The following is a 17,428-nucleotide window of genomic DNA, read 5'->3' as shown; positions in this document are numbered from 1 at the left end:
TCATATTTTTTATAAGACTATTTTAGATGTTACGTAATGAATACTCATACTATGAAGAGTTGAATTAATAATCTATAACAAAGCTCAATAATTTCGAGGTGTTATCCATTCTTTGATGAAAAAGGAGAGCAAATGAAGGTAACTACTGATTTTTATACAGTGTTATGAGACAATAGCGCCTTTCTTAAAATCAGTTACAGAGTGGTTATGTCCCTTTCTCAATCAGTTAAAAATCAAATAAGTCAGTGGTATAAAGCCCTACCAGAGCATATCGAAGGGTTTATTCCGCGTGCGCCACAGCGTGAAATGATAGCTGAGGTGGCTAAGACTTTTTCTGATGAAATGGGACGTCATTTAGTGATAGAAGCCCCGACTGGCGTGGGTAAAACACTCTCTTATCTTATTCCGGGTATTGCTATTAGCCGCGATGAGAAAAAACCACTGATAATCAGTACAGCCAATGTGGCACTGCAAGATCAAATTTATAGCAAAGATCTTCCATTACTTAAAAAAATCATTCCTGATCTCACGTTTACAGGCGCTTTTGGTCGTGGACGTTATTTATGCCCCCGCAATTTAGATGCGATTTGTGCAACAGAAGGTGAGCAGATTGACTTAATGTTTTTGCTTGAAGATAAAGTTGATGTGGCGACGAGTGCAGAAAGAGAAATTTGCCAAGAGCTTAAAAATGATTTCACTAGTTTTGGCTGGGATGGTTTGCGTGATCACCATAAACGTGCACTAACCGATAGTTTATGGCGCAAGATCAGCACGGATAAAATGAACTGTTTAGGGAGAAATTGCCAATATTATCATCGCTGTCCTTTCTTTATTGCTCGTCGTGAAATTGATGAAGTGGATGTGGTTATTACCAATCACGCTTTAGTGATGGCGGCAATGGAAAGTGAATCTGTATTGCCTGACGCTAAAAATCTACTTTTGGTACTTGATGAAGGGCACCATATTCCTGATGTTGCGCGAGATGCCCTTGAAGTTGAAGGAGAAATAACCTTAGTTGCTCTCAATAATCAGCTTGATAATATCACTCGTCATGTTAGCCAGTATTTAGCGCAATTTATTCCAGTAAGGCCGCCTAAATTGGCTGATCCTATTCGTTTTGATGCACATATCGCTAAGTTACGTGAAGCTTATCAAGAAGTTGATACATTCACGCGCGCACTATTACCAGAACGTAGTGAACAAGATGAATATCTCTTCCCATTAGGTGAACTGCCTGAACAACTTCTATTAAGTTGCCAGACATTATTTAAGCTAACAGATGGTTTAAAAATGTTGGGCGAAGCTATTTTAAATGATTTAACAGAGCGTACGGCAAAAGAAGATGTTGTGCGTTTACATCGTGCTATTTTAACGACCAGTAGAATGGTGGGGTATTTAGAAAACATGGCGAAATTGTGGCGCTTGGCAACATTAGAGCAAACCTCAAAAGCGCCTGTATCCAAATGGCTAACGCGTCGTTACGATAAAAAGCAATCTCATCTCTATTTTCATTGCGCTGGTATTCGTGTTAGCGAACAGCTGACGCAATTGTTATGGAAAAATATCCCGCATGTGGTTATCACATCAGCGACATTACGATCATTAAATAGCTATTCTCGTATTCAAGAATTAACGGGGTTAAGTGAGCATTTTGATGATCGCTTTATTACGTTGTCTTCGCCTTTTGAACATAAAGAGCAGGGTAGATTAGTTATTCCTAAAATGCGTTATGAACCGACCATGAGTCATGAACGTGAACATTTGAAAGAGATGGCGCGTTATTTTCGACACTGCATGGAAGAGAATAACCACAGAGGTCAATTGGTTTTATTTAGTAGCCAACGGGCAATGGAAGGTTTTTTAGAAGAAGTGAAAGATTTGCGTTTGTGTTTATTAGTGCAGGGCGATCAGCCACGCTATAGATTAGTCGAAACACATTGTAAGCGTATTGATGCTGGTGATAATAGTGTGTTGATAGGTTTGCAATCTTTTGCAGAAGGGCTCGATTTAAAAGGCGATTATTTAACGCAGGTGCATATTCATAAAATTGCTTTTCCACCTGTGACAGATCCGGTGATTGTGACAGAGGGCGAGTGGCTTAAATCGCTAAAGCGCTATCCTTTTGAAGTACAAAGCTTGCCAAGCGCATCATTTAATTTAATTCAGCAAGTTGGACGTCTTATTCGTAGTCATCATTGTCACGGTGAAATAGTGATTTATGACAGACGCTTGCTAACAAAAAATTATGGTTCGCGTTTATTAACTGCGTTACCTATTTTCCCTATTTATCAACCTGAGATGCCTAAAGAAAAAGATAAATAAAAAAGACTACCTAGAGAAAGAAAGGTAGCCTTTTAGCATCATAATTGTAATTTTTTATAAGAATTAATTCTCAATATTGGCTTCAATAAACCATAAGAATTTATCAAGATCACGCGATGCGGCAGTAAACATATCTGCGGTATCTTCGTCTTCAACTTCGTCAATGGCTTTACGAATATCATTGGCAACAACTGCATAACGATCAGCCAGTGCTTTTAAGTGATCTTGCACATCATGAATATCCAGAGGATAAGCTTTTAATGGTGTTTTCTTACTCACCACTTGTGCGGTGCCTAATACAGTGCCACCTAATTGAACAACACGCTCTGCAAACTCATCGGTATGCTGATTAATGGTATCGCGGAAGCCGTCAACCATCTCATGGACAGAAATAAAGTTTCTGCCACGCATATTCCAGTGCGCTTGTTTTGTGATGAGAGATAAGTCGATAAACTGCGTCACCATCTGTTGCAATAATTCGATAGCATGTAGTTTTACGCTGTCATCAAGGTTATTACGGGTATAAAGCAGAGTTGAAGGTGTGGATTTGACTAATTTAGCAGTACTCATAATCGTTCTCCCTAAATAATTAATAACTCAATATCTTAATTTCTGTTAATTATGATAGTAAATTATTAATGGTTAGTCTTATCGATTGATACTATTAAATTGATAGGTCATCTATTAAAAAAATCTAATCTATCGAAATAACCTATTTAGGGTAAGACAAAGTGTGCAAAATAGCAATGATAGGCAAGTAAAGTTATTATTTAATAAGTAAAAAGGATCATAAGACCCTTTTTAAATAAATATTTATTTCTTATGAATAAATACGGTTAAATAATTATTTAACCTCTTCAATTTTGGTTTTGCTTTTTATGGTTGCCGTTGAACCAATAGAGGCTAAAACAATAAAGGCTAAGGCAACCCATTGAATTAAAGTCAAATGTTCATGCAAGAAAATAATACCAATAAAAGCACCCATACAAGGCTCTAAGCTCATTAAAGTCCCGAAGGTTTTAGCCGGTAAACGTGTGAGAGCAATCATTTCTAAAGTATAGGGGAAAGCGGTTGATAGAATCGCAATAGCTAATGCAACAGGTAAGATTGACCAGCTAAACATGATATCTGGGCTACTCTGTAACATACCAATAGGAACGAAAATAAAGGCAGCAACTAATGAGCCAATTGAAACCGTTGCCGCGCCGTAGCCTTTACCTGCACGTTGTCCGAATACAATATATAATGCCCAACCTACACCAGCACCCAGTGCATAAAGGATACCTAGAGGATCTAATCCATGAATATTATCGCCAATAGGTAGCAATAATCCTAAACCAGCAATGACTAAAATTATCCATAAGAAGTCGATGGCTCTGCGCGATGAAAACATAGCAACAGCTAAAGGGCCTGTAAATTCAAGGGCAACAGCAATGCCTAAAGGAATGGTTTCAAGGGCGAGGTAGAAAAGGTAATTCATCATCCCTAAAGATAAACCATACAAAAACAGTGGCATAATCGATTCTCGAGTAAACTTAAGTCGCCACGGTTTAAAAATAAAAAAGAGGATCAAAGTACCCAATAGCAGGCGTAACGCCGTTACAGCGGGGGCACCAATAACAGGAAATAGGCTTTTAGCAAGGGATGCGCCGCTTTGAATTGAAAGCATGGAGAGAAGCAAAAGAAGCACAGGGTAAAACACCTGTAATTTAGCTGAGTGTCTGGCTGACAACATCCTATAAAACCTCGTCAATAATCAATCGTATGTGTTCTCTGTTAGCAGATAACAAAGGATCGCATAATATAAAATAAAATCACCTGCTTTAATATAGTTATTCCTTAATAAATATTTTTATTTTAATTTGATTGAGCTAAATTAGCTTAAATATAAATTAGTTTATTTTTAATAAAATAAAAAATAGCCTCTTATAAATATAAGAGTTAATAATGATTAAATATATATGTGCGATAAAAAGCGTAAAAACACTTTTTTTAACCTTTTTTATTAAAAGTACCTTCAGTATAATTCCAAGCTCGTTTTAACTAGCTAAAAGAGAATAAAAAATGAGTAAAATAAAATCTATCGCAGTGTATTGTGGTTCTAGTTTAGGGGCTTCACCTATTTATAAAGAACAAGCAATTATTTTTGCCAAAGAGCTGGTTAAACGTAATATTACCTTAATTTATGGTGGTGCAAGTGTCGGTATTATGGGAACACTCGCCGATACTGTCTTAGCCGAAGGTGGAAAGGTAATTGGTGTTATTCCTACGCTATTAGAAGGGCGTGAAATTTCACATAAAAATCTGACTGAACTACATGTTGTTGAAACAATGCATCAGCGTAAAAGCAAAATGATTGAATTAGCTGAAGGTTTTGTCGCTTTACCCGGTGGCTTTGGTACATTAGAGGAGTTTAGTGAAGTCTTTACATGGAGCCAAATTGGGTTACATCAAAAACCACTAGGCTTACTTAATATCAATCAGTTCTATTCTCCATTATTAATGATGATTGATAAAATGGCTGATGAACAATTCTTACATGAAAAATACCGGAATATGGCGATTGTGGAACAATGTCCTATTCAACTTTTAGATAAATTTGAAACGTACACCGCACCTCCTGTAAAAACCTACAACAAATAAAGGTAAAAAATGATAATAATAAGAAAAGCAATTTTGTCTGATGTAGAAGAAATTAATACGCTTTACACTTATTTATTTAATGAAATGGCGAATTTACAACCCGATCGATTAAAGCCGGGTAAGCAAGATGAAGCTTTTATTATTAATGGAATAAAAAATAATAAGTTTCATCTTTTAGTGGCAGATTTAGACGGTAAAGTAGTTGGATTTAGCATGGCGCAAATCCAAGAAACACCAATGTTTAACTGCTTAGTTCAGCGTAAATATGCTTATATTTATGATATTGTTGTTGACCCTTCAGTACGTAGCCAAGGCGTAGGAAGTTTATTATTAACAGCAATGAAAGAGTGGGCTAAATTAGAGAAAATGACTCATCTTGAGTTATCTGTATTAGCTGAAAATGGTGCTGCTAAACGTTTTTACGAGCGTGAAGGATTAAAAGAAGTGAGCACAGTAATGGCGATTGCTTTATAGCATGCTGAATTTACGTTAATTCTCATAGGATTAAGTGCATAGATAAAAATAAACCCGCTCAACGCGGGTTTATTAATTATATTATTCAGCTAAATTGTGGGTTTCCCCGCAATGATCGTACACAATACCCTGACATTTTCAACATCTTCTGCCGATATTTCAAACAGGTTTCTATCTAATACAATAAAATCGGCAAATTTTCCGACTTCTAATGATCCAATTTGTCTATCCATATCCAATGCTTGAGCAGCATTAATAGTGGCTGCGCGTAGGACTTCAATTAACGTTAGGTTACGATCATTATCAAGACGAGGGCTTTTTGCATCTTTTTGACGAGTCATTGCGACTTTAAAATCGTACCATTCATTAAGTGGATCAATCGGCCAATCGCTACCAAAAGCAACAGTAACGCCCGCATCAATAAACTTGCCAGCAGTTTCTAAATAATCACAGCGAGATTTACCCAGCATTTCAATATCTTTTTCGATATTGCTCTGTTCTGCTGCCGCCCATTGGAAGGAGAGAAAAGGGTAGGTTTTTAGTTGTGCAAAACGCACATAATCTTTTTCACACATCAATTCATTATGTGCAAGCCCCGGTCTTATGTCTTTTTCAGGTAGGGCTTCACGCATCGCACTAATAGCATCAAGTGCCGTGCTAATTGCACCTTCAGCAACAGTATGAATATGAGGATGATAACCCGCACGGGCAATTTCTGTGACTAACGGCGTTAAAATTTCAGGTGAGAAATAGAGATCGCCAATATGTTCAGAGTCTTGCCAGTGTGGCGTGTCATCGGTGCCAACATTGATACGATAAGGCGAGTGTAAACGGGCTGTCATAATCGGCGCTTGTAATACACCATCAAGGAAAAGTTTGATATGGCGGATCGCAACACTAGGTTGCGCTCCATCGCTGATTTGATGCCACTGTGAAAAACGAGTAGCAGCATGATGTACAGCATTTGGAATATCTTCAATACAAGGTACATCATCCGGCGTGATTTCAACGGCATTCTCTACGCGAAGAGTCAGTTCGCCAGCTCTTCTTAACGTATTAAAGGCGCGTAATTGAGGCTCGCCTACACGCGCATCCATTATGGTGGTTACGCCTTGCTCATTTAATAATTTTTGAACATGACGGGCGATTTGTAGGTTTTGTGCTTCAGTCAGTGGAGGTAGGCTGTCAATGGCTTGCATTGCTGGTGCATCTTCAAGAATACCAATAGGGGTTCTATCACCATCACGTTCAATGTTTCCATCCGGCGGATCAGGTGTTTCAGCGGTGATATTTAACAACTCTAAAGCACGAGAATTGGCAAGAACGCTATGACAATCGCTAGAAAAGAGCAAAATAGGGCGAGTCGTATTTAAGGTATCAAGGTGATAACGTGTCATTTGCACGCCTTCAGGTTGCATACCTTCACGATACCATGCGGAGACTTTTAGCCATTCGGTATCACTATCAATAAAGTTTTCATCAAGGTATTTCTGAATACGCAATAAAATGTCATCGATAGAGAGCGATTGATAATCAAGATGGCAGCCCGCTAATGTTGCGCCTCCCCAAAATGGATGCATATGTGCATCAATAATGCCCGGCATGACCATTCTTCCCTGTAAATCAATTTGTTCAGTATTTTCATTACAGTAAGAAAGTAACACCTCTTTTTTACCTGAAGCAATAATTACACCTTGGCTGATCGCGATAGCATCAACAATATTGTTATTATGATCAGCGGTATAAATAAGTCCGTTGTAATAGAGAGTGTCTGCAATTTGAAATGTCATTCTTCTACCTTGTATTGCTTTTTTAGCACATAAAACGCGTGCTTAAATGATTATTCTGCTTATAGGGCATCCTGTTGCGTTTTGACGCGGGCGGTCATAGTAGAATTAAATTAGAGTGAATACTACAAGCTTGTTACATCAACTTAACGAAAAATACGACTTAGAGGGTAATTAAAATGCTTAAAAAACAGATTAATACCTCTCTCTTCGAAAGGTGATAAGGTAAGTTTAAAGAAGTTAGACTTACCTTATCTAGGATAGAAAGCGGTTAGTTATCGGGTGAATTGGCAGAACACACTTCACAATGTGGATTTTTAGGTAATTTGAATTCACGAAATTGCATTCTCATTGCATCAAACATTAATACCTTACCATGTAAATTTTCACCATAGCCGGTGAGTAATTTAATGGCTTCAACTGCTTGTAATGTGCCAATGGTACCGACTACAGGTGCCATTACACCCGCTTCAACACAACTTAACGCATTATCACCAAAAAGATGGCTTAAACAGCGGTAGCAAGGCTCATCATCTTGGTAGGTGAATACACTGATTTGACCTTCCATCCGAATAGCGGCACCAGAAACGAGAGGCTTTTTCTGATGAAAGCAGAGACGATTAAGTTGCTCACGTACTGTCACATTATCAGTACAATCCATAACAATATTATGTTGGCTAATAAGCTCTGCTAAAGCCTCATTTTCAAGTAATGCATCGACGGTTTCTATCGTGACATGGGGATTAATTGCTTCTAATGTCGCTTTTGCAGATAGCACTTTAGGTTGACCAATCGTGGCGTCACGATGAAGAATTTGGCGCTGAAGATTAGAAAGAGAAACTGTATCAAAATCTAATAACGTGAGTTTTCCCACACCTGCGGCTGTAAGATATTGCGAGGCACTACACCCTAACCCACCTGCGCCAACAATCAATACAGAAGCACTTTTCAGTGCCTCTTGACCATCAAAATCAAAACCTCTTAATACAATCTGGCGATTGTAGCGCAGCATTTCTTCATCGGTTAATTCAATACTCATAAAGGCTATTCACTTTTTAATAGAGAATTAAATAGCTCAATAGTCACAGTTTCGCCAGCTGCGACTTTACCGCGTTCACGCTCTAAAACGATAAAGCAATTAGCGACACTAAAGGAGCTATAAACGTGTGAGCCTTGATGACCACTTGTGTCTACTTGCCATACACCTTCGGCATTAATACTTGCAATACCACGTTGAAAATCAAGGCGACCTGCTGATTTTTTCAATGATGATTGAGCAATGGCTTGAAAACGTTGCGGTGCTTTCCAATGACTAAAACCTGATAGACGAGCAATTAAAGGCTGAACCAATTGATAGAATGTCACGGTTGCTGACACTGGGTTACCTGGCAAACCGCAGAACCATGCATTATGTAATCGACCAAAGGCAAAAGGTTTTCCCGGTTTAATGGCAAGTTTCCAAAAACCAATTTCACCAATTTCATCAAGAATTTGTTTGGTGTAATCGGCTTCACCCACAGAAACACCACCACTGCTGATCACTAAATCTGCTTCTTGATCCGCCTTTTTAAAGGTTTCACGTAGTTTTTCTGGTGAATCAGGAATAACGCCTAAATCTAAGACTTCACATCCTAGTTTTTCAAGCATTAAACGTACCGCAAAGCGGTTGGTATCATAAATTTGACCCGCTTTTAATGGCTGTCCAATGGTTTGTAATTCATCACCCGTAGAGAAAACAGCTACTTTTAAACGACGATAAACTTGTACCGTTGCCACACCTAAAGAGGCGATTAAAGGTAATTGTGCTGTTGAAAGTTTAGTGCCAGCAGGTAATACAATATCGTTTTTTTTAATATCTTCACCAATACGGCGAATGTTCTGGCCTTTCTTAGCTGGGTGTGGAAAACGAACACCATTTTCAGTCACTTCAGCTTCTTCTTGCATTATGACAGTATCAACACCAGCAGGAACCATTGCCCCTGTCATAATGCGTACACATTGCCCAGCAGGAAGTTCTCCCTCAAAAGGAATACCGGCGAACGATTTACCTGCAACAGGAAGTGGAGTTTGAGCTTCTAAGTCAGCGTAACGAAGTCCATAACCATCCATTGCCGAATTATCAAAAGGCGGAACATTCAGTGGAGATGTAATGTCTTCACTTAGAATATAATCTGCGGCGTTATTTAATGGAATGTTAAGGGTATTGGTAATTGCCAGCGGTTTTTCAAGTAGTTTTTCTAGCGCTTCATCAAGAGATAATAAACCGCTAACGTGACATTGACTCATCATATACTCCAAGATCTATCGAAATGTTCTGTTTTATTTCATGATACTAATCTATCACGATGAACATCATCATGTCAGAGATCATCTTGTGAATAGAAAGAAATGAAACTTCTTATTGCAAAAATGTTAACTGTCTGAGGTTAATGTGTTACTTGTTCTGTTATTAATGGACAGCACATTAAAATGATAAAACAAAATAATGGATATCCATGAATACTTCAAATCACCAAAGTCATTCAGCACAAGCTTTTCATATTGCTTTTAGTGGGTTTCTTGCTTTAGTGGTTGCAATGGGGATAGGGCGCTTTACATTTACACCTCAAGTGCCGTTGATGATTGCAGAATATCAATTAACGCTAACAAGCGCGGGTATTGTTGCTGCATTTAATTACCTTGGTTATCTCGCGGGATCTTATGATGCGATGAAAGCCGTTAAAGGTGTGGGATATCGTTTATGGGCGGGTCTTTGGGGTGCGGTGATAATCACTCTGTTGTCTGCTTTTTTAAATGATGCTTTTACACATAGTATTGCGCGCTTTTTTATTGGCTGGGCAAGTGGTTGGACGTTAGTGCTGGTGGCTTCATGGGCTAATGAGTTACTGGCTCGTCTTAATCGACCTGCATTAAGTGTGGCTGTTTATGCAGGAACAGGTGCTGGTATATTTATTAGCGGTATTCTTGCCGTGCTAATTATGAAATGGCAAATGAGTGCGACGATGGGATGGTTAATTTACGGCTCTCTTGCTTTTATTTGTGCCATATATGTGAGCTACCATCTTCCAAAACCGTGGAAAATGAGCAGAGAAGAAGTAAAAGTTGCACCTTTAACGCTCACGCCAGCGATGAAAAAGTTGATTTGGGGTTATACCTTCGCCGGATTTGGCTATATTTTACCTGCCACATTTCTTTCTCAAATGGCGGCAGAACGCTTTCCGGGTAGCTTGATCGCGCAGTTTGTTTGGCCTGTTTTTGGTGCTTCAGCTGCATTGTGTATTGGGATCGCTATTTTAACGCGTAACATACTAAACACGCAGTTACGCCTAGCCATTACGCTTTGGTTACAAGCATTAGGTATTTTGATTGCAGAATGGGTCCCAACGATAACAGGGCTTGCGATTGGCGCTTTCTTAATTGGTGGCGGTCTTATGTGCGCTGTACAACTTGCTTTTTTACGAGGCAGAGAACTAGCACCGGATCATGGGCGTTATATGGCGGGTTTACTTACCACTTTTTATGCCATCGGACAATTAGTTGGTCCCGTAATTTCTTCACTTTCAACCGCATTAACAGGGAAATTAGAACCTGCACTTTATGTTGCTTTTATTGTGTTGATAATCGGTGGTTTTCTAGTGTGCTTAAAAGAAAAAGAACATCAGTAAACTAAAAGTAGCTCATACAAAAATGCAATAATTTCATAACGAAAAATGCGGTATCGCTGGATAATGTGATTGAGGTCATCTAAAGTGTAGGTTGTTGTTGCTAAGTGCGATAACAGCTACTTAATTAATGTGTTTATCGGAGAGTCCAATGTCATCATTAAGTAAAGAGGCGCAATGGGTGCATGCTGCGTTAGTTGAACGCGGTTTGGAAACGCCTCTTCGTGAACCAAAACTCTCTCCAAGTGAGAGTAAACAGCAAATTGAACATCATATGACAGAAGTGATGAAGCTGTTAAATCTGGATTTAAGTGACGATAGTTTAGCTGAAACACCTCGTCGTATCGCAAAAATGTATGTTGATGAAATTTTCTCAGGGCTGGATTACCACAACTTCCCAAAAATCACGCTAATTGAAAATAAAATGCAAGTTGATGAAATGGTGACAGTGCGAGATATCACATTAACAAGTACTTGCGAACATCACTTTGTTACTATTGATGGTAAAGCGATTGTGGCTTATATCCCGAAAGATAAAGTGATTGGGCTATCTAAAATCAATCGTATTGTGCAATTCTTCGCTCAACGCCCTCAAGTTCAAGAACGCTTAACACAGCAAATTCTTATCGCATTACAAACGTTACTAGGCACAAAAAATGTGGCTGTTTCTATTGATGCGGTTCACTATTGTGTTAAAGCTCGTGGTATTCGTGATGCAACTAGTGCAACCACCACCACTTCATTAGGTGGGTTATTTAAATCTAGTCAAAATACGCGTCAGGAGTTTTTGCGCGCTGTTCGTCATCTTTGAGATTTTTAAATAAAAATGAATGAATCGTCTCGTCAACGTATCGAAGCTCTCGATGCGTTGAGAGGAATGGCGATCCTTGGCATTTTATTGCTCAATATTTCAGGTTTTGCATTATTAAGAGTGGCTTCATTTAACCCATTACATTCGGGAGAAGCCTCTTTTGGTGATCGTATAACATGGATGGCATTAAATCTGTTTGCTCAAGGAAAATTCCTCTTTATTTTTGCGTTGCTATTTGGTGGTACGCTTTATCTCCTTTTATATAAAGGAACGCGTTTTAATATATCGCGGTTAGTTGTGCTGGCATTGATTGGCCTTATTCACACATTATTTATTTGGGAAGGTGATATTTTATTTCCATATAGTATATGTGGTTTATTTGTTTTTGCGTTTATTAAATCAATAGCGACAAAACACCAGCTTATATTGGGAGCAATACTCTATTTTTGTGGCGCATTTATTTTAGGTGCGTTGTTTTACTATTATCGTGACTTTATTGATACCGTTTGGTACAGCACGCCATACTCTCAATTGGCTGAATCAGATTGGAAAACAGGACCTTATTTAAATAGTGTTTATTATCGTTTGAATGAGCTAAGTCTTTTTGTTTTTAATCTAGTACGTCAATACAGCTGGTTTTTGTTCGGTGCGATGTTGATGGGCTCTGCGTTAATGGCGTCAGGTTGGTTGCAGCAAAAATTTAGCCGTACTCATTATGGCTATGTGGCGCTTTATTTTCTTTTAATTAGTTTAAGCTTACAAACAGTTATTGTGCTGGTGGATTATTACCTTGATTGGGATTATCGCTGGGCGGCTATTTGGGCACAACCTTTAACCATGTTGATCCAAGTAATGCAAAGTTTGGGGTATATTGCGCTGTTTTATTGGAGTTGGGATATTATCCAACACTCTTATCTTGCTTATGCTTTACGCTGTGTTGGTAAAATGGCGTTAACAACCTATTTAATACAAAGCCTTATCGGTATTTATTTATTTCAGCGTATGGGGCTATTTAATCAATTTACTCTACCTGAATTGATGCCTTTTGTTGTCGCTATTTGGGCAATCAATATTGCTTTTGCAATGATTTGGTTACGTTATTTTCCACAAGGGCCAATAGAATGGATTTGGCGTAAATCAGCCTCAAAATTAGCACAATTCTTTTAGGTTTTTTCATGATTATTTTCATTCAGAGGAAGCGATTCGACTTCCTCTGGTGAAACCGCAGGGTAACCTTTAATGCCTTCAGGAATAGATTGCATTGCAGGAATAGTTTCTGGTGGTCCTAAAAAGCGTGGTTCACGGTTTAGAATATATACATCAATCATTGCACCTGCTCTGGCAAATACTTCGCGTACACGTACTTTAAACATGCTTTTAGGGGATGCAACCGCAAAGCATTGTGCGTCAATTCCTTTTTCTAATGCGATAAAAACGGCACGTTCACAGTGAAAACGCTGAGTGATAATGGTAAATCCGTCTGTACCAAAGACCTCTTTTGTCCGTACTACTGAATCAAGTGTTCTGAAGCCTGCAAAATCCATCACAATTCGAGATGCTGGAATACCTGCTTTAATGAGATCTTTACGCATGGTATTGGGCTCATTGTAGCTATGTTTTGCATTATCACCGCTGAGTAATAAATACTGAATTTTGCCACTATTATAAGCATTAACAGCGCCTTGGATGCGGTATTGATAAAACTGATTTATATAACCGCTGGTATAGTACTTCGATGTGCCTAACACCATGCCCACTTTTTTAGCTGGTAACGTATCTACATCTTCAAAGATATAAGGATTGGTTTTCCAGCCGATCCAGCGATCGCAGGCAATCAAAGTGACAGCAAGCAGAATAAAAAGTGTGAGAAAGAGATAAATGAGGCGTTTTAGCATTTCCTTGCCTTAATGACGCAAATAACGAATGACTTTCATAATGCTTAAGGCTACTTGAGCAGAGATAGGGAAGCAAGAAAAAAGCGCCTCATATTAAGTAATGACGCGCTTTTCAGAATGGTACTTAGTGTTTCAAGCTACTTAGAACGAGGTTCTTTTGTAAATACGGTACTCTGGTGACCAATAGTTACGTTCAATCGCTTCTTCTAATGCTGAATCAGAAGTTACGGTAGCAACACCTTGTACTTGAGCTTCTTTTGCAACTTGTTTTGCGATATAACGCGAAACTTGCTGAATATCAGCCAGTAAAGGTAATAGTGAACCATCACCATCTTTTGCCATTGGTGAGCAATCTGCTAATGCGCGACTTGCAACCATTAACATGGCATCAGTAACACGTTTTGCACCACATGCGATAACACCTAGTCCAATACCTGGGAAGATATAAGAGTTGTTGCATTGTGCAATTGGATATTCTTTATCTTTGTATTTAACTGGTGCAAATGGGCTACCTGTTGCGACTAAAGCTTGTCCATCAGTCCAGTTGATAATATCTTCAGGACGCGCTTCTACACGAGAAGTTGGGTTAGATAATGGCATTACGATAGGGCGTTCACAGTGTTTGTGCATTTCACGAATAATTTCTTCAGTGAATAAACCTGCTTGTCCTGAAACACCAATCAAAATTGTTGGTTTTGCATTCTTAACCACTTCTAACAGTGAAATTGCATCGCTTTCAGTTTCCCAATCAGCAATGGTTTCACTTTTTTGGATAAGTTTGCTTTGGAAATCAAGTAGATTTGGCAGTTTGTCTGTTAATAAGCCAAAACGGTCAACCATAAAGATACGTTCACGCGCTTGCTCATCACTTAAACCTTCAGATTTCATCTGGGCAATGATTTGCTCAGCAATACCACAACCTGCAGAGCCTGCACCTAAGAAAGTGACAGTTTGGTCTTTTAATTGGCGACCAGCAGCACGACTTGCTGCAATTAGGCTACCTAAAGTAACAGACGCTGTACCTTGAATATCATCGTTAAAGCAACATAGCTCATCACGATAACGGTTTAATAAAGGCATCGCATTTTTTTGTGCGAAATCTTCAAATTGCAGTAAAACATTTGGCCAGCGACGCTTAACAGCTTGAATAAACTCATCAACAAACTCGTTATATTCATCACCTGTAATACGAGGATGACGCCATCCCATATACAGAGGATCGTTTAAACGTTGTGGGTTGTTAGTACCAACATCAAGTACAACAGGCAGTGTGTACGCTGGGCTAATACCACCACACGCGGTATATAAAGAGAGTTTACCGATAGGAATACCCATACCACCGATACCTTGGTCACCTAGACCAAGAATACGCTCGCCATCTGTTACAACAATAACTTTTACGTTCTGTTTAGTGGCGTTTTGTAGCATATCGTCGATATTGGCGCGGTTAGGGTAAGAGATAAATAAACCACGAGCACGACGATAAATATCAGAGAAATGTTCACAAGCTTCACCCACTGTTGGTGTGTAAATGATTGGCATCATTTCAGTTAGGTGAGATTCCAATAGACGGTAAAACAGGGTTTCATTGGTATCTTGGATATTTCGTAGGTAAATATGTTTATCGTTATCGTTTTTGAAATCAAGATATTGGCGATAAGCGCGTTCAACCTGCTCTTCGATGGTTTCAACTGCTTCAGGCAGTAAACCATGTAAGTTAAAGGTGCTGCGTTCTTCTTCGCTGAAAGCACTACCTTTATTTAACAGGGGAAATTCAAGCAGGATTGGACCTGCATACGGGATGTAGAGAGGGCGTTTACTTTCGTGTTCCAGTTCCATGAAAAATACTCTTGTAAGGCAGTTAGTCACATGACAATTGTAGATCCTACAAAATAATAAAAATATGTACAGCTTATGTTATTTTTTTATGATTTTTATGCTTAGAAATGAGAGATAGATACGGTTGTTACAACTTTTTCTGGTAAGCATCAGCAAAATTTACATGCTGATGCTTTTTTAGGAGAGATTTTTAGAGGAATAAGTTAAAACTTTTTACAAAGTGATGCGCTGCATTTGGCGACAACCTAAAGCAGTTAATGTTGCTTGTGTTGCATCCCATTGCGTTAAAATTGTCTCTGCTTTTTCAATTAAGACAGCAGATTCAATATCCATCACACTCTCACCTGCCATATTTAATAAAATTAATGCGGCTTGTAATGGCGGTAAACTTGGATTGAATGCGGCGTTTTCTGCGTAACTACCTTGGAAAATTTTGCCATCTTTCATTTGAACAGCAATACCACTGTGTGACTCACTATAAGGAGCATGGCTACGGTTAGCGGCTTGTAGCGCCTGTTGTGCTAATTCACTAGGGTTATCAATTTTGTAACCGTGATTAACTTTGTCCATTAATAAAGAGGTGATATTGAGATCTTTCGGGCCAAAGCTATCAGGTAAATAATCACCTAATGTTGCCATTTTTCTACCCGGTAACTGAATTTGAATATGGGTGCCACTGTTCAATTCGTTCATAAACTGGCGACAATGACCACAAGGTGTATAGTTAACGGTGACGGAGATCAAGCGAGATTCACCACGTAACCATGCATGAGTCACTGCACTTTGTTCAGCGTGAACAGTTTGTTGTAGTGGTGCGCCAGCAAATTCCATATTGGCACCGAAGTAGAGATTACCACTTTCACCACGCGCAACTGCACCAACTTTAAAATTAGAGATTGGTGCAACAGCACAAGCGGCAGCAACGGGTAAAAGTGCTAGGGCTAAGGCATCATCATTACATTGTAACTGTGTTTTTATGGCATTGACCTGCTCTGCCGTAAACATTGCAGGGAATTCATCCTGCTCAAGATAAGGAGCAAGTGCTTGTTGTAACTGAGGGGATAAATCTGACCAAACTGCCTGAAAACGAGTATGCATACATGAGTCTCCCATTAATCTTTCTGTATTATAAGATTCTAGGCATCTTTACCCATTCTTATATGTGATGAAAATCATATTTTCAATGAAACAATTGCAACAAATTCATTAATTGAGAGATGTATCTCAAATTTATAGCAAAAATCCCCGAAGTAAAATTAATTAAATCGGGGATTTGAAAGGTAGAGTATAAAAAATATTAACTATAAAGATGCAAAATAATAGGGAAGATAAATGGTGCAGTAAGGGATGTAATAATCCCGCATGTCATTAATGCCAATGAACTGTAAGCACCTTCTATATAATCAACTTCTGCAGCTCTTGCTGTGCCGACTGCGTGAGAAACCGTACCCATTGCTAAACCACGAGAGGCGTGAGTAGGAATACGTAGTATTTTAAATAACGAGTGACCAAAAATAGCCCCTAAAATACCCACGGCAATAACACATGCCGCACTGATAGCAGGAATGCCCCCAATAGAGTCTGCCACAGCCATCGCAATAGGTGTTGTCACTGATTTAGGTAAGATTGATGCAGCAATCTCAGGTGTTGCTCCTGCCCATAATGCAATGGCAGTGCCACTAACCATCGCAGCAATACTACCAATAAAGCAAATACTGATTAATGATTTCCACTGTGCGCGAATTTGGTGTAATTGCTGATAAAGCGGTATAGCTAAAGCGACAACGGCAGGTTGTAATAAGTCATTTAAAATACGACTACCTGCAAAATAATTTTCGTAAGGTATTTTGGCTATCAATAAAATAGGGATAATCACCACAATCGCAATTAAAAGCGGATTTAAAATAGGTAATTTAAATCGAGCTGCAAGTTTACGAGCTAAGTAAAAAATAAAAATACTTAAAGGAAGTGACCACCAAATATTCATCAACATGG

15 protein-coding genes are annotated in these 17,428 nt (G+C 38.8%); 6 read left to right on the top strand and 9 right to left on the bottom strand.

Annotated elements, in window-relative coordinates; translation table 11 throughout:
- Nucleotides 1-207: 207 nt before the first annotated feature.
- Nucleotides 208-2,322: an ATP-dependent DNA helicase DinG gene (gene dinG, locus AB4J89_RS07505; RefSeq protein WP_102949392.1), complete on the top strand. Its 2,115-nt coding sequence runs from the start codon at nt 208-210 to the stop codon at nt 2,320-2,322.
- Between the two features lie 63 nt (nt 2,323-2,385).
- On the opposite strand, the gene dps is transcribed toward dinG, so the two are convergent.
- Nucleotides 2,386-2,892 carry a DNA starvation/stationary phase protection protein Dps gene (gene dps / locus AB4J89_RS07500; protein ID WP_023581243.1) on the bottom strand — a complete coding sequence of 169 codons (507 nt, stop codon included), beginning with the start codon at nt 2,890-2,892 and terminating at the stop codon, nt 2,386-2,388.
- 274 nt (nt 2,893-3,166) lie between these two features.
- On the bottom strand, nt 3,167-4,057 hold the full coding sequence (gene rhtA / locus AB4J89_RS07495; protein WP_088493358.1) for a threonine/homoserine exporter RhtA: 891 nt from the start codon (nt 4,055-4,057) through the stop codon (nt 3,167-3,169).
- A 329-nt stretch (nt 4,058-4,386) separates the two neighbouring features.
- Between rhtA and AB4J89_RS07490 the strand changes: the two genes are divergently transcribed.
- Together AB4J89_RS07490 and AB4J89_RS07485 are read left to right on the top strand one after the other, a co-directional pair.
- Nucleotides 4,387-4,965: a TIGR00730 family Rossman fold protein gene (locus tag AB4J89_RS07490; protein WP_088493357.1), complete on the top strand. Its 579-nt coding sequence runs from the start codon at nt 4,387-4,389 to the stop codon at nt 4,963-4,965.
- 9 nt (nt 4,966-4,974) lie between these two features.
- On the top strand, nt 4,975-5,439 hold the full coding sequence (locus AB4J89_RS07485; protein WP_088493356.1) for a GNAT family N-acetyltransferase: 465 nt from the start codon (nt 4,975-4,977) through the stop codon (nt 5,437-5,439).
- 89 nt (nt 5,440-5,528) lie between these two features.
- On the opposite strand, the gene AB4J89_RS07480 is transcribed toward AB4J89_RS07485, so the two are convergent.
- From AB4J89_RS07480 to moeA, 3 genes are all read right to left on the bottom strand, one after another.
- Complete coding sequence (locus tag AB4J89_RS07480; protein ID WP_311755138.1) at nt 5,529-7,229, bottom strand: amidohydrolase; 1,701 nt, start codon at nt 7,227-7,229, stop codon at nt 5,529-5,531.
- A gap of 268 nt (nt 7,230-7,497) precedes the next feature.
- Nucleotides 7,498-8,265, bottom strand: coding sequence for a molybdopterin-synthase adenylyltransferase MoeB (moeB, locus tag AB4J89_RS07475; RefSeq protein WP_368468769.1), 768 nt, complete (start codon nt 8,263-8,265; stop codon nt 7,498-7,500).
- Nucleotides 8,266-8,270: 5 nt separating this feature from the next.
- Complete coding sequence (gene moeA / locus AB4J89_RS07470) at nt 8,271-9,512, bottom strand: molybdopterin molybdotransferase MoeA (protein ID WP_368468767.1); 1,242 nt, start codon at nt 9,510-9,512, stop codon at nt 8,271-8,273.
- 209 nt (nt 9,513-9,721) lie between these two features.
- Here moeA and AB4J89_RS07465 point away from each other — a divergent pair, with 209 nt between their 5' ends.
- From AB4J89_RS07465 to yeiB, 3 genes are all read left to right on the top strand, one after another.
- The gene (locus AB4J89_RS07465) at nt 9,722-10,891 is read left to right on the top strand and encodes a YbfB/YjiJ family MFS transporter (RefSeq protein WP_368468765.1); all 1,170 of its coding nucleotides are present in this window, start codon (nt 9,722-9,724) and stop codon (nt 10,889-10,891) included.
- Nucleotides 10,892-11,039: 148 nt separating this feature from the next.
- On the top strand, nt 11,040-11,699 hold the full coding sequence (gene folE / locus AB4J89_RS07460) for a GTP cyclohydrolase I FolE (RefSeq protein WP_023581251.1): 660 nt from the start codon (nt 11,040-11,042) through the stop codon (nt 11,697-11,699).
- Between the two features lie 15 nt (nt 11,700-11,714).
- Nucleotides 11,715-12,866: a DUF418 domain-containing protein YeiB gene (gene yeiB, locus AB4J89_RS07455; RefSeq protein WP_368468763.1), complete on the top strand. Its 1,152-nt coding sequence runs from the start codon at nt 11,715-11,717 to the stop codon at nt 12,864-12,866.
- Here the strand turns inward: yeiB and sanA are convergent.
- The 4 genes from sanA to AB4J89_RS07435 all read right to left on the bottom strand — a co-directional run bounded on the left by sanA (nt 12,863) and on the right by AB4J89_RS07435 (nt 17,426).
- Nucleotides 12,863-13,594: an outer membrane permeability protein SanA gene (gene sanA / locus AB4J89_RS07450; RefSeq protein ID WP_088493350.1), complete on the bottom strand. Its 732-nt coding sequence runs from the start codon at nt 13,592-13,594 to the stop codon at nt 12,863-12,865. The two genes, yeiB and sanA, sit on opposite strands and share 4 nt — an antisense overlap.
- Nucleotides 13,595-13,735: 141 nt before the next feature.
- Nucleotides 13,736-15,433, bottom strand: coding sequence for an NAD-dependent malic enzyme (locus AB4J89_RS07445; RefSeq protein WP_088493349.1), 1,698 nt, complete (start codon nt 15,431-15,433; stop codon nt 13,736-13,738).
- 213 nt (nt 15,434-15,646) lie between these two features.
- Nucleotides 15,647-16,531 (bottom strand): cytidine deaminase, encoded by an 885-nt coding sequence (gene cdd / locus AB4J89_RS07440; RefSeq protein WP_088493348.1) that lies wholly within the window; start codon nt 16,529-16,531, stop codon nt 15,647-15,649.
- Between the two features lie 199 nt (nt 16,532-16,730).
- Entirely contained in the window at nt 16,731-17,426 is a 696-nt protein-coding gene (locus AB4J89_RS07435; protein WP_102949522.1) for a CidB/LrgB family autolysis modulator, read from the bottom strand.
- Nucleotides 17,427-17,428 lie beyond the last annotated feature (2 nt).

This window comes from Proteus sp. STS61-E (assembly GCF_040932335.1).
Lineage (GTDB): Bacteria > Pseudomonadota > Gammaproteobacteria > Enterobacterales > Enterobacteriaceae > Proteus > Proteus mirabilis_B.
This window is presented reverse-complemented; position numbering and strand designations above follow the sequence as displayed.